13 protein-coding genes are annotated in these 15,878 nt (G+C 72.4%); 6 read left to right on the top strand and 7 right to left on the bottom strand.

The window, feature by feature from the left end:
• Positions 1-102 precede the first annotated feature (102 nt).
• A complete protein-coding gene (locus ACFWBW_RS18165; protein WP_385373548.1) occupies positions 103-2,433 on the bottom strand; it encodes an ATP-dependent RecD-like DNA helicase in 2,331 nt (776 codons plus the stop codon).
• Positions 2,430-3,422, bottom strand: a complete 993-nt coding sequence (locus ACFWBW_RS18160; protein WP_385373546.1) for an aldo/keto reductase — start codon at positions 3,420-3,422, stop codon at positions 2,430-2,432. The genes ACFWBW_RS18165 and ACFWBW_RS18160 overlap by 4 nt, the downstream gene beginning before the upstream one ends.
• 100 nt (positions 3,423-3,522) lie before the next feature.
• On the opposite strand from ACFWBW_RS18160, the gene ACFWBW_RS18155 reads away from it, so the two are divergent.
• Entirely contained in the window at positions 3,523-4,572 is a 1,050-nt protein-coding gene (locus ACFWBW_RS18155; protein ID WP_243333982.1) for an LLM class F420-dependent oxidoreductase, read from the top strand.
• Between the two features lie 246 nt (positions 4,573-4,818).
• Positions 4,819-5,601, top strand: coding sequence for a ferritin-like domain-containing protein (locus ACFWBW_RS18150; RefSeq protein WP_385373544.1), 783 nt, complete (start codon positions 4,819-4,821; stop codon positions 5,599-5,601).
• Positions 5,602-5,612: 11 nt separating this feature from the next.
• Here the strand turns inward: ACFWBW_RS18150 and corA are convergent, their stop codons facing one another.
• On the bottom strand, positions 5,613-6,596 hold the full coding sequence (gene corA, locus ACFWBW_RS18145; protein ID WP_385373542.1) for a magnesium/cobalt transporter CorA: 984 nt from the start codon (positions 6,594-6,596) through the stop codon (positions 5,613-5,615).
• Between the two features lie 62 nt (positions 6,597-6,658).
• On the opposite strand from corA, the gene ACFWBW_RS18140 reads away from it, so the two are divergent.
• The 4 genes from ACFWBW_RS18140 to mshC all read left to right on the top strand — a co-directional run bounded on the left by ACFWBW_RS18140 (position 6,659) and on the right by mshC (position 10,208).
• Positions 6,659-7,381, top strand: coding sequence for a histidine phosphatase family protein (locus tag ACFWBW_RS18140; RefSeq protein WP_385373540.1), 723 nt, complete (start codon positions 6,659-6,661; stop codon positions 7,379-7,381).
• 77 nt (positions 7,382-7,458) lie between these two features.
• A complete protein-coding gene (locus ACFWBW_RS18135; protein WP_385373538.1) occupies positions 7,459-8,049 on the top strand; it encodes a DUF3090 domain-containing protein in 591 nt (196 codons plus the stop codon).
• Complete coding sequence (locus ACFWBW_RS18130; protein WP_385373647.1) at positions 8,013-8,858, top strand: SCO1664 family protein; 846 nt, start codon at positions 8,013-8,015, stop codon at positions 8,856-8,858. The genes ACFWBW_RS18135 and ACFWBW_RS18130 overlap by 37 nt, the downstream gene beginning before the upstream one ends.
• A gap of 120 nt (positions 8,859-8,978) precedes the next feature.
• The gene (mshC, locus tag ACFWBW_RS18125; protein WP_385373536.1) at positions 8,979-10,208 is read left to right on the top strand and encodes a cysteine--1-D-myo-inosityl 2-amino-2-deoxy-alpha-D-glucopyranoside ligase; all 1,230 of its coding nucleotides are present in this window, start codon (positions 8,979-8,981) and stop codon (positions 10,206-10,208) included.
• Positions 10,209-10,367: 159 nt separating this feature from the next.
• On the opposite strand, the gene ACFWBW_RS18120 is transcribed toward mshC, so the two are convergent.
• From ACFWBW_RS18120 to ACFWBW_RS18105, 4 genes are all read right to left on the bottom strand, one after another.
• Positions 10,368-11,372, bottom strand: coding sequence for a PAC2 family protein (locus tag ACFWBW_RS18120; RefSeq protein ID WP_385373534.1), 1,005 nt, complete (start codon positions 11,370-11,372; stop codon positions 10,368-10,370).
• A 127-nt stretch (positions 11,373-11,499) separates the two neighbouring features.
• Positions 11,500-13,107, bottom strand: a complete 1,608-nt coding sequence (locus tag ACFWBW_RS18115) for an FAD-dependent oxidoreductase (protein WP_385373532.1) — start codon at positions 13,105-13,107, stop codon at positions 11,500-11,502.
• 43 nt (positions 13,108-13,150) lie between these two features.
• Complete coding sequence (glpK, locus tag ACFWBW_RS18110) at positions 13,151-14,692, bottom strand: glycerol kinase GlpK (protein WP_385373531.1); 1,542 nt, start codon at positions 14,690-14,692, stop codon at positions 13,151-13,153.
• A 78-nt stretch (positions 14,693-14,770) separates the two neighbouring features.
• Entirely contained in the window at positions 14,771-15,553 is a 783-nt protein-coding gene (locus tag ACFWBW_RS18105; RefSeq protein WP_327251918.1) for an MIP/aquaporin family protein, read from the bottom strand.
• Positions 15,554-15,878: the final 325 nt, after the last annotated feature.

The following is a 15,878-nucleotide window of genomic DNA, read 5'->3' as shown; positions in this document are numbered from 1 at the left end:
TAACCCCTCCCGAGCTCGGTCCCGCCCCCCCCGTAGGGACACTCCGTGCGGAACACACTGCGCCCCCGTCCCACCCTGGGGGGGGGCCCGCGGTGCGTTCCGTCAGCGGGGCTCCGCCGCCGCCGACGCCACGAGCGCCTGCAACAGACCTGCCAGCCGGGTCGTACGGGGCTTCGCCGGTACTTCCGCGACCGCGCGCGGCAGCGCCTGGTCCACCCCGTGCACCACCGACAGGTGCTGCTCGGCCCGGCTGAAGGCCGTGTACACCCAGTCCCGCGACAGGGCCCCAGCCGCGTCTCCGGGCAGGACGACGACCGTCGCGGGCCAGCGCGAGCCGACGGCCTGGTGCGCCGTCACGGCCCAGCCGTGGCGCACCTGGGACTCCACCCGCTCCTTCGGTACGACGATCCGCGCGCCCGCGGCTCCGGACAGGTGCAGCCCCTGCGCGTCGGCCGACACCACGCGGGCCGGCAGCGCCCGCCCGGCGGAGGGCACGTGGACCACCCGGTCACCGGGGTCGAAGCCGCCGAACCGGCCGGGGCCCGGGTTCAGCCGCTCCTTGAGGGCCGCGTTGAGCGCGCGGGTGCCCGCCGGGCCGCCGTGGCCCGGGGTGATGACCTGGACGGCGTCCGCCGGGATCCCGAAGGCGCGGGGCACCGACTCGGCGACCAGCTGCACGGTGCGGTGCACCGCCTCCCCGGCATCGCGGACCGGGACGATGACGACCTCCTTGCCGGGGGCGTCGACCTGGTTCAGCTCCCCGACGCCGACGCCCGAGACCAGCTCCCCGATCGGGCCCGGGTCCGGGATCCGGGAGACGAGCTGCGGGCAGGCACGGGCCGCGAGCACATCGGCGAAGACCCGGCCGGGACCGGCGGAGCCGAGCACCGCGGGGTCGCCGGACAGCACCAGTCGGGCCCCGTCGGGGACCGACTCCACGAGGGCGGCGGCCGTCTCCACGTCCAGCTGCGGGGCGTCCAGGACGATGAGCAGGTCCAGCGCGAACTGCCCGTCCGCGTCCCGCCCGGGGCCCTCCGCGCCGGCCAGCAGGCCCGCCACGGTGACGGCCCCCTCGGCGGGGGCGTGCGCGGCCAGGCAGGCCCGCAGGCCGAACTCCCGGGCGGCCGCCAGCAGGGCGCGGGGTTCGGCGCGGGCGGCCTCGCCGCCGGTGTGGGTGACCAGGCCGTGCCCGGCGGCGGCGCGGATCAGCTCGGCGCCGGTGCCGCTGGCGGCCTTGTCCCAGTCGGCGGGGTCCGTGAAGGTGTTGGCGAGCCGGGCCAGGCCCTCGGCGAGGCTCTCCTCGGCCATGGCGGAGCCCTCCAGGCCCACCAGGATCCGTACGGGCTGTTCCTCGTCCTCACCGACGGGCGGACCGACCGGCTCCTCGAAGGCCAGAGCGGCGCCGTCGCCGACGGCCGCCTCCAGGGCCTCCGCGGGGTCCGGTACGCCGTACTGGGCGAGGGCCGCCTCCAGGGTGGGGGCCTCCAGCACGGTGTGGCCCTTGGCGGCGGCCTGCGCCAGCAGCCAGGCCACCAGGGCGGCTGCCCGCCGCTCGTCCCCGGGGCCGGTCGCCCCGGCGCCGAGCAGGGCGCGGGCGAACCCGTCGGCCTGGGTCGGGCGGACCCCGGCGACCGCCAGCAGCCGCCAGGGGGACTCGGTGAGCTGCTCGGCCGCGTCCTCGCCGAGGGCGGCGGCGGTCTGCGCGGCGAGGGCCTCGGGGGCTCCGCCTCTGGCCAGGACGGCGCGGATCGCCTGGACGGCGTCGGGGGAGGGGGCGTCCGCCTGCGGCGCGGGGGCGGGGGCGGGGGTGCGCGCCGGGGTGGGCTCCGGCGCGGGCTCCGGCCGGCGGGGCGCCGGGGGCGCGTCGAACACCGCGGGGGGCTTGCCGCCGCTCTCCACGGCCCGTACGGCGGCCAGCAGGTCGGCGGCCGTGCCGCTGAGCTTGGCGCCGGCCTCCACGGGGGCTTCGCGCTCCGCCTTGCGGCGGGCGATCCGCTCCCGCTCGATCTTCTGCGCGGCAAGTTCCGCGGCGGCTTCGCTGAGCTGAGGCTTGGCCTCGCCGGCCCCGTCCACGGCGGCGTCCCCGCCGGTCCCATCGGCCGCTTCCGCTTCCGCCTCCGCCTCCGCGTCCACCTCCGCCTCCGCTTCCGGGTCGCCGGCGGTGGGCCCTGCGGGGCTTTCCCCCACCCCGGCCCTTCCCGCAGTGCCGATATGCGGCTCCGCCGCGTGGCGGGGCTCCGCCCCCGGCCCCCCGTTCCCGTCCTCGGCTTCGCCGGACGGGGTGGTCTCCGCCTGCGCGTCGCCGTCCTCGGCTTCGCCGGGCCCCGTCGGGTCCGGGGGCGAGGCGGCCGGGGCCGGGTCGGCTTCCGCGGCGGCGGGGGTGTGCTCCCGGGCCGGGTCGGCCGGTTCTGCCGCGGCGGCGGTGTCGCTCACAAAGTGCTCCAGTCCTGATCGGGGTAGCGGTGGACGGGCGCCGAGACGTCGTCCAGTGCTTGGCGGATCTCCTCCGGAAGACTAAGGGCCTCCACCGACATGGCCGCCCCGAGCTGCGCCGACGTGCGTGCGCCGACGATCGGCGCGGCCACCCCGGGGCGGTCCCGGACCCACGCCAGGGCCACCTGGAGCGGGGTCACCGCCAGGCCGTGCGCGGCCGTCGCGACCGCGTCCACGATCCGGCTCGCCGGCTCGTCCAGGTACGGGTCCACGAAGGCCGCCAGGGTTTCCGACGCGCCCCGGGAATCCGCAGGGGTGCCGCTGCGGTACTTGCCCGTCAGGACGCCCCGGCCGAGGGGGGAGGAGGGGAGGAGGGACAGCCCCAGGTCCAGCGCGGCCGGGACCACCTCCCGTTCCACGCCGCGCTGGAGCAGGGAGTACTCCATCTGCGTCGACGCCAGCCGGGTGCGTACGCCCGGCGCCGCGAGCTGCCAGGTCGCCGCCTTCGCGAGCTGCCAGCCGCTGAAGTTCGACACGCCCGCGTACCGCGCCCGGCCGCTGCTCACCGCGATGTCCAGTGCCTGGAGGGTCTCCTCCAGCGGGGTCCAGGGGTCGAAGGCGTGGACCTGCCAGAGGTCGACGTAGTCCGTGTCCAGACGGGCCAGGGAGTCGTCCAGGGCGGCGAGGAGGTGGCCGCGCGAGGCGTCGAAGCGGCGGTCCGGATCCGCGACACCGCCCGCCTTCGTCGCGATCACCAGATCCCGCCGCGGGACGACGGAACCGATCAACTGCCCGAGGAGGTACTCCGCCTCCCCGCCCCCGTACACGTCGGCGGTGTCCACGAGCGTGCCGCCCGCGTTCCAGAACGTCTTCAACTGCGCGGCCGCTTCCGCCTCGTCCGGTCCGTCCGCCGACCGGCCCCAGGTCAGTGTGCCGAGACCGATCCGGGAGACGCGCAGTCCGGTGCGGCCGAGATGCCTCTGCTCCATGAGGGCTGAGACTACTGCCGCACTGCCGCGCGGCGGCCGGGCGCGCTACAGTCCCCGCAGACCTACGTTACTGATCGGTACACCGGTAAGGGGACGACTTATGCGGCTCGGCATCAATCTCGGCTACTGGGGCGCTGGCATGGACGCCGACAACCTGGCCGTGGCGCAGGAGGCCGACCGCCTCGGCTACGACGTCTGCTGGGCCGCGGAGGCCTACGGCTCCGACGCGCCGACCGTGCTCGCCTGGGTCGCCGCCCAGACCGAGCGCATCGACGTCGGCTCCGCGATCCTGCAGATCCCGGCCCGCCAGCCCGCCATGACGGCCATGACGGCCGCCACCCTCGACTCGCTCACCAAGGGCCGCTTCCGGCTCGGCCTCGGCGTCTCCGGACCCCAGGTCTCCGAGGGCTGGTACGGGGTGAAGTTCGACAAGCCGCTCGCGCGGACCCGTGAGTACGTGGAGATCGTCCGCAAGGCGATGACCCGGGAGCGGCTGTCCTACGAGGGCGAGCACTGGACCCTGCCGCTGCCCGGCGGGCCGGGCAAGCCGCTCAAGCTGACCGTGCACCCCGAGCGCGAGCACATCCCGCTCTACATCGCCGCGATCGGCCCGAAGAACCTGGAGCAGACCGGCGAGATCGCCGACGGCGCCCTGCTGATCTTCCCGGCCGCCGAGCACCTGGAGGCCACCGCCCTCACCCACATCCGGGCGGGCCGCGAGAAGGCCGGGCTGACGATGGACGGCTTCGACGTCTGCCCGACCGTGCCGCTGGCCCTCGGCGAGGACGTGGCCGGGCTCGCTGACATGTTCCGCCCCTACACCGCCCTGTACGTGGGCGGCATGGGCAGCCGCAAGCAGAACTTCTACAACCAGCTGGCCCAGCGCATGGGCTACGAGAAGGAAGCGGCCGAGATCCAGGACAAGTACCTGGCCGGCGACAAGCAGGGCGCGGCCGCCGCGGTCCCGCACTCGCTGATCGACTCCACCACCCTGCTGGGCCCGGTCGAGCGCATCGCCGACGGGATGCGGGCCTACGCGGAGGCCGGGGTCACCACCCTGACGCTCGCCCCGGCCGGCTTCACCCTGGAGGAGCGGACTGCCGCCCTGCGGGCCGGCGTCGAGGCCATGGAGCTTGCGGGCCTGGCCTGACCCATCCGCCGGACGGAGTCCGGCGCAGCCGCCCGAAGCCTGCGGAGCAGTGTGAGGGCGGTGGAGAAAGGTTCTGCGGCCGTGGTGGGGGCTCGGGGGGTCTTCCCCGCCACGGCCGACACAGCCAACAACGCGCCGGGCGGCCCGGGGGTTACGCGCCGCGGGCCATCTCGGGGCTTCGTTCATTCGGACGAGCGGCGCGCGCCGCGGGTTGCCCGTCCCGGCGTGCCGAGTTTGACTCGGTACATGCTCTCTGCCCGCAGCCTGTTCCAGGAGATCGTCGAGAACGACGACTCCTTCCAGCTGTTCTGCTCCATCGCCGCCAGCGGGGAGTCCCAGGGCGGCTGGGAGAACGCACGGATCGCGGCCCTGGTCCCCGACGGCATGCGCGACCTCGCGCCCAAGATCACCCGGCACGGCGCCGACGAGGACAAGCACGGCCGGCTCTTCAACGCCCTGCTGCGCAAGCGCGGCCTGCCGCCCGTGCCGGTCCCGCCCGAGACCGACTACACGATGCTGCTGGAGCGGCGCGGCATCGGCCTCGCGCACGACAAGCTCCGCCGCGACGAGCCCCTGACCGAGAAGGACATCGTCGTCTACCTGGCGCACAGCCGGGTCACCGAACAGCGCGCCGCCGACCAGATGATCATGCTGGTCAAGTACTTCGGCGACCACCCCGAGGTCGGCAGGGCCATCCGCATGATCAGCCACGACGAGGACAACCACCTCGCCTACTGCCACGAGGAGCTGCTGCGCCTCGCCCGCGAGGGCCACGGGCCGGTCATCCACCGGGTCCTGCGCGAGAGCGCCCTCGCGGAGATCGCCGTCTACCGCGACGTCAGCCTCGCCGTCATGGACCACATGGGCCGACTGCTGCGCTGGCCCGCCCCGAAGGCGGCCGCGCTCGCCGCCGGGATCCGCGGAATGTACGCGTACGAGCGGTTCAGCGGCTGGCACCGGATGATCGACCTGCGCATGCCGGAGCGGCGCGACGCCCTCGGCGGCGCCCCGACGCCCGAATTCGCCTGAGCCCGGCTCGCCTAGAGCCAGCCGCGGCGCTTGAACATCCGGTGCAGGCTCACGCAGATGACCGCCATCACCAGCAGCACCAGCGGATAGCCCCAGCGGTGCGTGAGCTCCGGCATGTGCTCGAAGTTCATCCCGTAGATCCCCGCCACCATGGTCGGGACGGCCGCCATGGCCGCCCAGGCGGAGATCTTGCGCATGTCGTCGTTCTGCCGCACTCCCATCTGCGCCAGGTGTGCGGCCAGCGCGTCCGACAGCAGCCGGTCCAGGCCCTCGATGTACTCGTTCGCCTTCGTCAGGTGGTCGGCGACGTCGCGGAAGAACGGCTGGGCGTGCTCGTGCACGAACGGCACGTCCCCGAAGGCGAGCCGGTCCATCGGCTGCAGCAGCGGACTCGTGGCCCGACGGAACTCCAGGACCTGCCGCTTGAACCCGTAGATCCGGGCGGCGGTGTTCTTGGTGTCCGAGGGGTTCGGCGAGAAGACCTCCGCCTCCAGCTCCTCCAGATCCGCCTGCAGCTCGGCGGCCACCTCGATGTAGTGGTCCACCACCGCGTCCGAGACCGCGTACAGCACCGCCGTCGGGCCGTGCCTGAGCACCTGGGGCTCGTGCTCCAGCCGGTGGCGTACGGCGGCCAGCGCGGCCCCCTCGCCGTGCCGGACCGTGACGACGAAGGAGTCGCCGATGAACACCATCAGCTCGCCCGCGGACACCGTGTCCGTGTCGTCGTCGTACATCACCGGCTTGAGGACCACGAAGAGCGAATCGTCGTAGACCTCCAGCTTCGGCCGCTGGTGCGCGGTCAGCGCGTCCTCCACCGCCAGCGGGTGCAGCCCGAACTCCTGGCTGACGTGCTCGAATTCCTTCCCCGTCGGCTCGTGCATGCCCACCCACAGGAAGGCGTCGCCGGTGGCCCGCGCCTCGTCGAGGGCATCGGAGAAGTCGTCGGGCGCCTCGGAGCGGCGGCCTTCGCGGTACATGGCGCAGTCCACAATCACTCGCGCATTGTTCCCTGCCCGGGCCCCGACCGCACGCCGGCGACACCGCATACCCTTCTGCCATGGCCACGCTGATCCTCGTACGACACGGGCGGTCCACCGCCAACACCGCAGGGCTGCTCGCCGGATGGACCCCGGGGGTGACCCTCGACGAGCACGGAGCCGCACAGGCCGCCGCGCTGCCCGGGCGGCTCGCCGCGGTGCCCCTCGCCGCAGCCGTCACCAGCCCGCTGGAGCGGTGCGGCGAGACCCTGGCGCCGCTGCTGGCGGCCCGGCCCGGTCTCGCCCTGCACACCGACGAGCGGATCGGCGAGTGCCACTACGGCGACTGGTCGGGCCGCAAACTCTCCGAACTGTCCGAAGAACCGCTGATGCGCATCGTCCAGCAGCACCCCTCGGCCGCCGCCTTCCCCGGCGGCGAGTCCATGCGCGCCATGCAGGCCCGCGCCGTGGACGCCGTCCGCGACTGGAACGCGCGGATCGAGGAGGAGCACGGCGCCGACGCCGTGTACCTGATGTGCTCGCACGGCGACATCATCAAGTCCCTTGTCGCGGACGCCCTCGGCATGCACCTGGACCTCTTCCAGCGGATCCACGTCGACCCCTGCTCGGTCACCGCCATCCGCTACACGCCGACCCGCCCCTTCCTGCTCCGGCTCGGCGACACCGGCGACTTCGCCTCCTTCGCACCCCGCGAAAGCGCTTCGCCGGACCCCGCGGCGGCCGAGGGCGCCGCGGAAGCGGGCGGCGAGGCGGTCGTAGGTGGTGGTGCGGGCGCGGTGTGATCGAACGGCGCAGTAGGGTGGACGGGCCAACCCATGGGCGCAGCCCTGCCCCTGCCGCCGACGCTTGGAGACTGGACGTGCCCCGTCAGGTGTTCCTCTACGACCCACCGGACCGTTTCGTGGCCGGCACGGTCGGCCTGCCTGGACGCCGTACGTTCTTCCTGCAGGCCTCCACCGGCCCCCGCGTCACCAGCGTCTCCCTGGAGAAGACCCAGGTGGCGGCGCTCGCGGAGCGGATGGAAGAACTGCTGGACGAGGTCGTACGCCGCACCGGGGGCAATGCCCCCGTCCCGGCCGTGGCCCCCGCCGAGGCGACCGACACCGCACCCCTCGACGTCCCCGTCGAGGAGGAGTTCCGCGTCGGCACCATGGCCCTGGCCTGGGACGGCGAGGACCAGCGCATGATCGTCGAGGCGCAGGCGCTGGTGGAGCTCGACGCCGACTCGGACGAGGACCTCGCCGAGGCGGAGGAGCGGCTGCTCCAGGACGAGGAGAACGGGCCGCCCATGCTGCGCGTCCGCCTCACCGGCGCCCAGGCCCGGGCCTTCACCAAGCGGGCCCTGGACGTGGTCAACGCAGGGAGGCCGCCGTGCCCGCTGTGCAGCCTCCCGCTGGACCCCGAAGGGCACGTCTGCCCGCGCCAGAACGGCTACCGGCGCCAGGCGTGAACGCAACGGGGGGAACGCCGGAATTGGAAGCGCTGCTGGCCCACGGGGAACTCACCGTCGTCGGCCGGATCCGGGAGGCGTCCAACGCCGTCCTGCTGTGCAACGTCACCCACGGGGGCGTGAGCACCGACTGCGTGTACAAACCGGTCAAGGGCGAGCGCCCGCTGTGGGACTTCCCCGACGGGAACCTCGCCCAGCGCGAGGTCGCCGCGTACCTGGTCTCCGAGGCCACCGGCTGGGGGCTGGTGCCCCCGACCGTGCTGCGCGACGGACCGTACGGCGAGGGCATGGTCCAGCAGTGGATCGAGACGGGGGAGTCCCCGGAGGCGGAACTCCTCGCCCTCGTGGACGGTGAGGAGGCGGGGGAGGGCTGGAGGCCCGTCGCCTTCGCCGAGGTCGGCGAGGGCCGCACCGCGCTCCTCGTGCACGCCGACGACGAACGGCTGCGCCGGATGTCCGTCCTCGACGCCGTGATCAACAACGGCGACCGCAAGGGCGGCCACCTGCTGCCCGCCCCCGACGGACGGCTCTACGGCATCGACCACGGAGTGACCTTCCACACCGAGGACAAGCTGCGCACCCTCCTGTGGGGCTGGGCGGGGGAGCCGCTGACCGAGGAAGCGGGGTCCGTGCTGACCGCCCTGGAGGCCGCCCTGGCCACCGGGAAGCCCCTCGCCACCCGACTGGCCGAACTGGTCACCACCGCCGAGCTGGCCGCCGTACGGGCCCGTGTGGCCCTGCTGCTGCGCACCGGGAAGCATCCGCAGCCCTCGGGGCAGTGGCCCGCGATCCCGTGGCCGCCCGTCTGACCGGGCCGCGGCCCGCAGCGGGACGAACGCATAGAACCAGCCGTGGCGCAAGAGTGCCTATCCGGACAACAGTGCAGGTCCGGTTCGTTTGAGGAACACTCGTCCGGTTAGTCTCGAGGCATGCATGCCTGGCCCGCTTCTGAGGTCCCCGCCCTGCCTGGCAAGGGCCGCGACCTCCAGATCCACGACACCGCGACCCAAGGGGCGATCACCCTCGCCCCCGGTCCCGTCGCCCGTATCTACGTCTGCGGGATCACCCCGTACGACGCGACGCACATCGGTCACGCGGCGACCTACAACGCGTTCGACCTCGTGCAGCGCGTGTGGCTCGACACCAAGCGGCAGGTCGTCTACGTCCAGAACGTCACGGACGTCGACGATCCACTGCTGGAGCGGGCCCTGCGTGACAACCAGGACTGGACCGAGCTCGCCGAACGCGAGACGGCTCTCTTCCGCGAGGACATGACCGCCCTGCGGATGCTGCCCCCGCAGCACTACATCGGCGCCGTCGAGGCCATACCCGGCATCGTGCCGCTGGTCGAGCGGCTGCGGGACGCGGGCGCCGCCTACGAGCTGGACGGCGACGTCTACTTCTCGGTGGAGTCCGACCCGAACTTCGGCAAGGTGTCCAGCCTGGACGCCGAGGCGATGCGGCTGCTGTCGGCCGAGCGGGGCGGCGACCCGGACCGGGTGGGCAAGAAGAACCCGCTCGACCCGATGCTGTGGATGGCGGCCCGCCCGGGCGAGCCGAGCTGGGACGGCGGCTCGCTGGGCCGCGGCCGGCCCGGCTGGCACATCGAGTGCGTGGCCATCGCCCTGGACCACCTGGGGATGACCTTCGACATTCAGGGCGGCGGCTCCGACCTCGCCTTCCCGCACCACGAGATGGGCGCCTCGCACGCCCAGGTGCTGACGGGCGAGTTCCCGATGGCCAAGGCGTACGTACACGCCGGCATGGTCGCGCTGCACGGCGAGAAGATGTCGAAGTCCAGGGGCAACCTGGTCTTCGTATCGGCCCTGCGGCGGGCGGGCGTGGACCCGGCGGCGATCCGCCTGGCCCTGCTCTCGCACCACTACCGCGCGGACTGGGAGTGGACCGACGCGGTCCTCGAGGAGGCGGTGGCCCGCCTGGAGCGCTGGCGCGCGGCCGTCTCGCGCCCCGACGGCATCGCGGCGGACGACCTGGTCGAGGAGGTCCGCGAGGCCCTCTCCAACGACCTGGACGCCCCTGCTGCTCTCGCGGCGGTGGATCGCTGGGTCGAGCGCCAGCTCGTCTCGGACGGGGACGACGAGTCGGCGCCGGGTCTCGTGTCCCGCACGGTGGACGCCCTGCTGGGCGTGGCCCTGTAACCTGCGGCGCCGTGGCCGGGGGCTCCGCCCCCGGACCCCCGCGCCTCAAACGCCGGCGAGGCTGGATTTTCCCCGGCGGGGCCGGATGTAACCCGAGGGGCTGGGACTGCCGTCAGGCAATCCCAGCCCCTCCGGCGTTTGAGGAGCGGGGTTCGCGGGCTACGCCTCCGGAGGCGTCTCCTCCTCGTCCGGCGAGGCCGCCGGAGGGGCCGGGGGCTCGTCCCCGGAACCGGAGGACGGATCCGGCTTCCGCTTCGGCGGACGCGGCAGACCACCCGAGGTGTCCCTCAGGTACGACCCGTCACCCGGCTCCGCCGCGGCGGAAGGATCACGCCGCCGCAGGTACCGCTCGAACTCCCGGGCAATGGCATCGCCCGAAGCCTCCGGCAGATCCGCCGTGTCCCGCGCCTCCTCCAGCGTCTGGACGTACTCCGCCACCTCGCTGTCCTCGGCGGCCAGTTGGTCCACGCCCAGCTGCCACGCCCGCGCGTCCTCGGGGAGTTCGCCCAGCGGGATCCGGATGTCGATCAGATCCTCCAGCCGGTTGAGCAGCGCGAGGGTCGCCTTCGGGTTCGGCGGCTGGGACACGTAGTGCGGTACCGCCGCCCACAGGGACACCGCCGGCACCCCGGCATGGGTGCAGGCCTCCTGGAGGATGCCCACGATCCCGGTCGGGCCCTCGTACTTGGTCTCCTCCAGGTCCATCGTCCGCGCGAGATCCGCGTCCGAGGTGACCCCGCTGACCGGCACCGGGCGCGTGTGCGGGGTGTCGCCCAGCAGCGCCCCCAGGATGACGACCATCTCCACGCCCAGCTCGTGGGCGAAGCCCAGGATCTCGTTGCAGAACGAGCGCCACCGCATGGACGGTTCGATGCCCCGCACCAGCACCAGGTCGCGCGGTTTGGTCCCGCCGATCCGGACCACCGAAAGCCGGGTCGTCGGCCACGTGATCTTCCGTACCCCGTTGTCCAGCCACACCGTCGGCCGGTTGACCTGGAAGTCGTAGTAGTCCTCGGCGTCCAGAGCCGCGAAGACCTCGCCCTTCCACTCCCGGTCCAGGTGTGCGACCGCACCGGAGGCCGCGTCACCCGCGTCGTTCCAGCCCTCGAACGCGGCCACCATGACCGGGTCGATCAGCTCGGGCACGCCCTCAAGCTCGATCACCCAGGTCTCCTTCCGAAGTTCCCTTGTGTACGTGGGTCAGCCTAAGCCTTGATGAGGCACCGGCCACAGCCCACGACAGAGGGGCGGTTCCCCCTGGAACCGCCCCTCTGCCCGTTCACGCCACCGCTTATGCCTTGTGCGCCAGCATCTCCTCGACCCGGCCGCGCACTTCGGCGCTGTCCAGGCCGCGGACCGTCACCGTCGTACGGCGGCGCAGCACGTCGTCGGCCGTCTCGGCCCACTCGTTGTCGCGGGCGTAGGCGACCTGCGCCCAGATCTCCGGACCGTCCGGGTGGATCCGCTCGGCCAGCGCCGGGTCCTCGTTGGCGATCCGCGCGATGTCGAAGGCGAGGGAGCCGTAGTGCGAGGCCAGGTGGCGCGCGGTCAGCGGGTCCATCCGGGAGCCCGGCTCGCGGTCCACGAGCAGCCGGTGCGCCACCGCATTCGGGTTGGCGACACCGGGCAGCGCGATCCGTCGTACGAGGGACTTCAGCGGCTCCATGTCCTCGGTCAGCGGGCTGCCCGGAAGCTTGGCCAGCTTGTCCATGACCACGCGGCCGATGTGCCGGTACGTGGTCCACTTGCCGCCGGCCACCGACAGCATGCCGCCCGCGCCCTCGGAGACGACCGTCTCGCGCTTGGCCTTCTCCACCCCTCCGGGCCCGCCGGGCAGCACGCGCAGGCCCGCGAAGGCGTACGTCATCAGCGAGCGGTCCAGATCGGCGTCCTTCACCGAGAAGGCCGCCTCGTCCAGGATCTGCTGGATGTCGCCCTCGGTGGCGCGCACGTCCGCCGGGTCGCCCTCGTACACCTCGTCGGTGGTGCCCAGGAGCAGCTGGTCCTCCCACGGCAGGGCGAAGGTGATGCGGTACTTGTCGATCGGGGTGGCCATGGCGGCCTTCCACGGCGACTTGCGCTTCATCACGATGTGCGCGCCCTTGGAGAGGCGGATCGAGGGCATGGAGTGCTTGTCCTCCATGCGCCGCAGGTGGTCCACCCACGGGCCGGTGGCGTTCAGCACCACGCGGGCGTCCACACCGAACTCGGTTCCGTCCAGGCGGTCCTTGAGCTCGGCGCCCGAGACCCGGCCGCGCGTCATGCGCAGCCCGGTGACCTCGGCGTGGTTCAGGACGACCGCACCCGACTCGACGGCCGCGCGGACCGTCATGACGGCGACGCGGGAGTCGTTCATCTGGTGGTCGTAGTAGACGGCCACGGCCTTCAGGTCGTCCGTCTTGAGACCCGGGTTGTCGGCGGCGGCACGGGCCGGAGAAATGATCTTGCCCATGCCGTCGCCGAAGCCCGACAGCGCCGAGTACGCGAACACGCCCGCGCCCAGCTTCGCCGCGCCCACCGGACCGCCCTTGTACACCGGGAGGTAGAAGGTGAGCGGGTTGACCAGGTGCGGGGCCACATCCTTGGCCAGTACCCGGCGCTCGTGGTGGTTCTCGGCGACCAGCTTGACCGAACCGGTCTGCAGGTAGCGCAGGCCGCCGTGGACGAGCTTGGAGGAGGCGGAGGAGGTGGCGCCGGCGAAGTCGCCGGCGTCCACCATGGCGACCCGCAGACCCGACTGCGCGGCGTGCCAGGCCACCGAGGTGCCCAGGATCCCACCGCCGATGACCAGCAGGTCGTACGTGGCCTTCGCCAGCTGCTCGCGGGTCTCGGCGCGGCTCGCGTTCGAACCGGCGGTCGGGTGCGTGCCCAGGGTGGGAACGCTCTGCAGGGTGCTCATGTCCGTTGACTCCTACTTGCTCGTCGATTAAGCCGCTGTGCGGTCAGCTGGCGTCTTCGTCATCGACCCAGCCCATGGACCGCTCCACGGCCTTGAGCCAGCTCTTGTACTCGCGCTCCCGCTGCTCGGCGGGCATCCGCGGGGTCCACTCCGCCGCGCGGCGCCAGTTGGCGCGCAGGGCGTCGGTGTCGGGCCAGAAGCCGACGGCCAGGCCGGCGGCGTAGGCGGCGCCGAGGCAGGTGGTCTCGGCGACCATCGGGCGCACCACGGGGGCGTCCACGAAGTCGGAGAGGGTCTGCATCAGCAGGTTGTTGGAGGTCATGCCGCCGTCGACCTTGAGGGCGGCGAGCTCGACGCCCGAGTCCTTGGTCATGGCGTCGGTGATCTCGCGGGTCTGCCAGGCGGTGGCCTCCAGGACGGCACGGGCGATGTGCGCCTTGGTGACGTACCGGGTGAGGCCGGCGATCACACCGCGGGCGTCGGAGCGCCAGTACGGGGCGAACAGGCCGGAGAAGGCGGGCACGAAGTACGCGCCGCCGTTGTCCTCGACGGAGGAGGCCAGGGTCTCGATCTCGGCCGCGGTCTTGATCATGCCCATCTGGTCGCGCATCCACTGGACGAGCGAGCCGGTGACGGCGATGGAGCCCTCCAGCGCGTAGACCGGCTTCTGGTCGCCGATCTGGTAGCCGACCGTGGTCAGCAGGCCGCTGTAGGAGTTGATGATCTTGTCGCCGGTGTTCATCAGCATGAACGTGCCGGTGCCGTACGTGGACTTCGCCTCGCCCTCGGCGAAACAGGTCTGGCCGAACAGCGCGGCCTGCTGGTCACCGAGCGCCGAGGCGACCGGGACGCCCGCGAGGACGCCCTCCTTGACGTGGCCGTAGACCTCGGCGGAGGACTTGATCACCGGGAGGACGTTGAGCGGCACGTCCATGGACTCGGCGATCTTCTCGTCCCAGGCCAGGGTGTGCAGGTTCATCAGCATGGTGCGCGAGGCGTTGGTGACGTCGGTGACGTGCACACCGCCCTGGGCGCCGCCGGTGAGGTTCCAGATGACCCAGGAGTCCATGGTGCCGAAGAGGATGTCCCCGGCCTCGGCGCGCTCGCGCAGGCCCTCGACGTTGTCGAGCAGCCAGCGCACCTTGGGGCCGGCGAAGTAGCTCGCCAGCGGCAGGCCGGTCTCGCGGCGGAAGCGGTCCTGGCCGACGTTGCGGCCGAGCTCCTTGCACAGGGCGTCGGTGCGGGTGTCCTGCCAGACCAGCGCGTTGTGGACCGGCTCGCCGGTGTGGCGGTCCCACAGCAGGGTGGTCTCGCGCTGGTTGGTGATGCCGACGGCCTTGACGTCGGCCGAGGTGAAGCCCGGAACGCCCTGGGCGGCCTTGGCCATGGCCCCGGCGACGACCTCCTGGACGTTGGTCCAGATCTCGGCGGCGTCGTGCTCGACCCAGCCCGGCTTCGGGAAGATCTGCTCGTGCTCCTTCTGGTCGACGGCGACGATGCGGCCGTCACGGTCGAAGACGATGCAGCGGGAAGAGGTGGTGCCCTGGTCGATCGCGGCGATGAAGGGGCCGGTGCTGGTGGTCATGGTGGCTGCTCCTGGCAGGTGTCGAAGTAGGCGGAATCAGAATGGCGGTGCGGATGGTGCCGTGGTGCCGATTGCTGATCAGGCGAACGCGATGTTGTACAGACCGCCGGCGAGTGCGGCGCCCGCGAGGGGGCCGAGGACCGGGATCCAGGAGTAGCTCCAGTCCGAGCCGCCCTTGTTGGGCAGCGGCAGCAGGGAGTGGACGATGCGCGGGCCGAGGTCGCGGACCGGGTTGATGGCGTAGCCGGTCGGGCCGCCGAGCGAGAGGCCGATGCCGACGACCACGAACGAGGTGATCAGGACGCCGATGACGCCGAGGCCCTTGCCGTCGTCCTGCAGGCCCTGGGTCAGGATGGCCAGGACCAGGACGGCGGTGCCGATGATCTCGGTCGTCAGGTTCTGGACGACGTTGCGGATCTCGGGGCCCGTGGAGAAGATCCCGAGCACCGGGCCGGCCACGTCGTGCGGGTGCGGGTCCTCCGGACCGAGCTTGGCGTCACGGATGTGCTCCGGGTCGGCGAGGTGCGCCTGGAACTGGCCGTAGTAGGCGAGCCACATCAGGACCGAGCCGATCATGGCGCCGAGCAGCTGGCCGGCGAAGTAGACCGGTACGTCGCCCCAGGCGCCGTCCTTGATCGCGATGCCGACGGTGACCGCCGGGTTGAGGTGCGCACCGGAGAGCGGCGCGGAGACGTAGGCGGCGATCAGGACGGCGAAACCCCAGCCGAAGGTGATCGCGAGCCAGCCGGCGCCGCGGGCCTTGGAGCTCTTGAGCGTCAGGGCGGCGCACACGCCACCACCGAGCAGGGTGAGCAGGGCGGTACCGATGGTCTCGCCGATGAAGATGTCGGAGCTGGACACCCGCGACTCCTTTGTCGTTCAGGGGGGTCGGCCGCCGGGTCCCTCCGGCGGCCCACGCACTCGGTGAGTGCTGCACCGGTCCTTGGCCTTGCCACACCCTAACGCGTATTGCCGGTAGGTGTTCGGCAATGCCGACCGATGAACGGCAGTTTTCCGCCCAGGTGAAGCGGGCGTCAAGGGTTGACCAGGCCAATGAGTCGGATCGTTACCACTAGGTATGATCGAACAAATTAGGCCATTGGTTGATCATCAAACGCCAAAAACCACCCAAATGCCACTTGGGCGTGGCCGTTGGGTGGTTCTGGCAGAGCGATGGGGTCAGGCC

The organism is Streptomyces sp. NPDC059957, from assembly GCF_042730015.1.
GTDB lineage: Bacteria > Actinomycetota > Actinomycetes > Streptomycetales > Streptomycetaceae > Streptomyces.
This window is presented reverse-complemented; position numbering and strand designations above follow the sequence as displayed.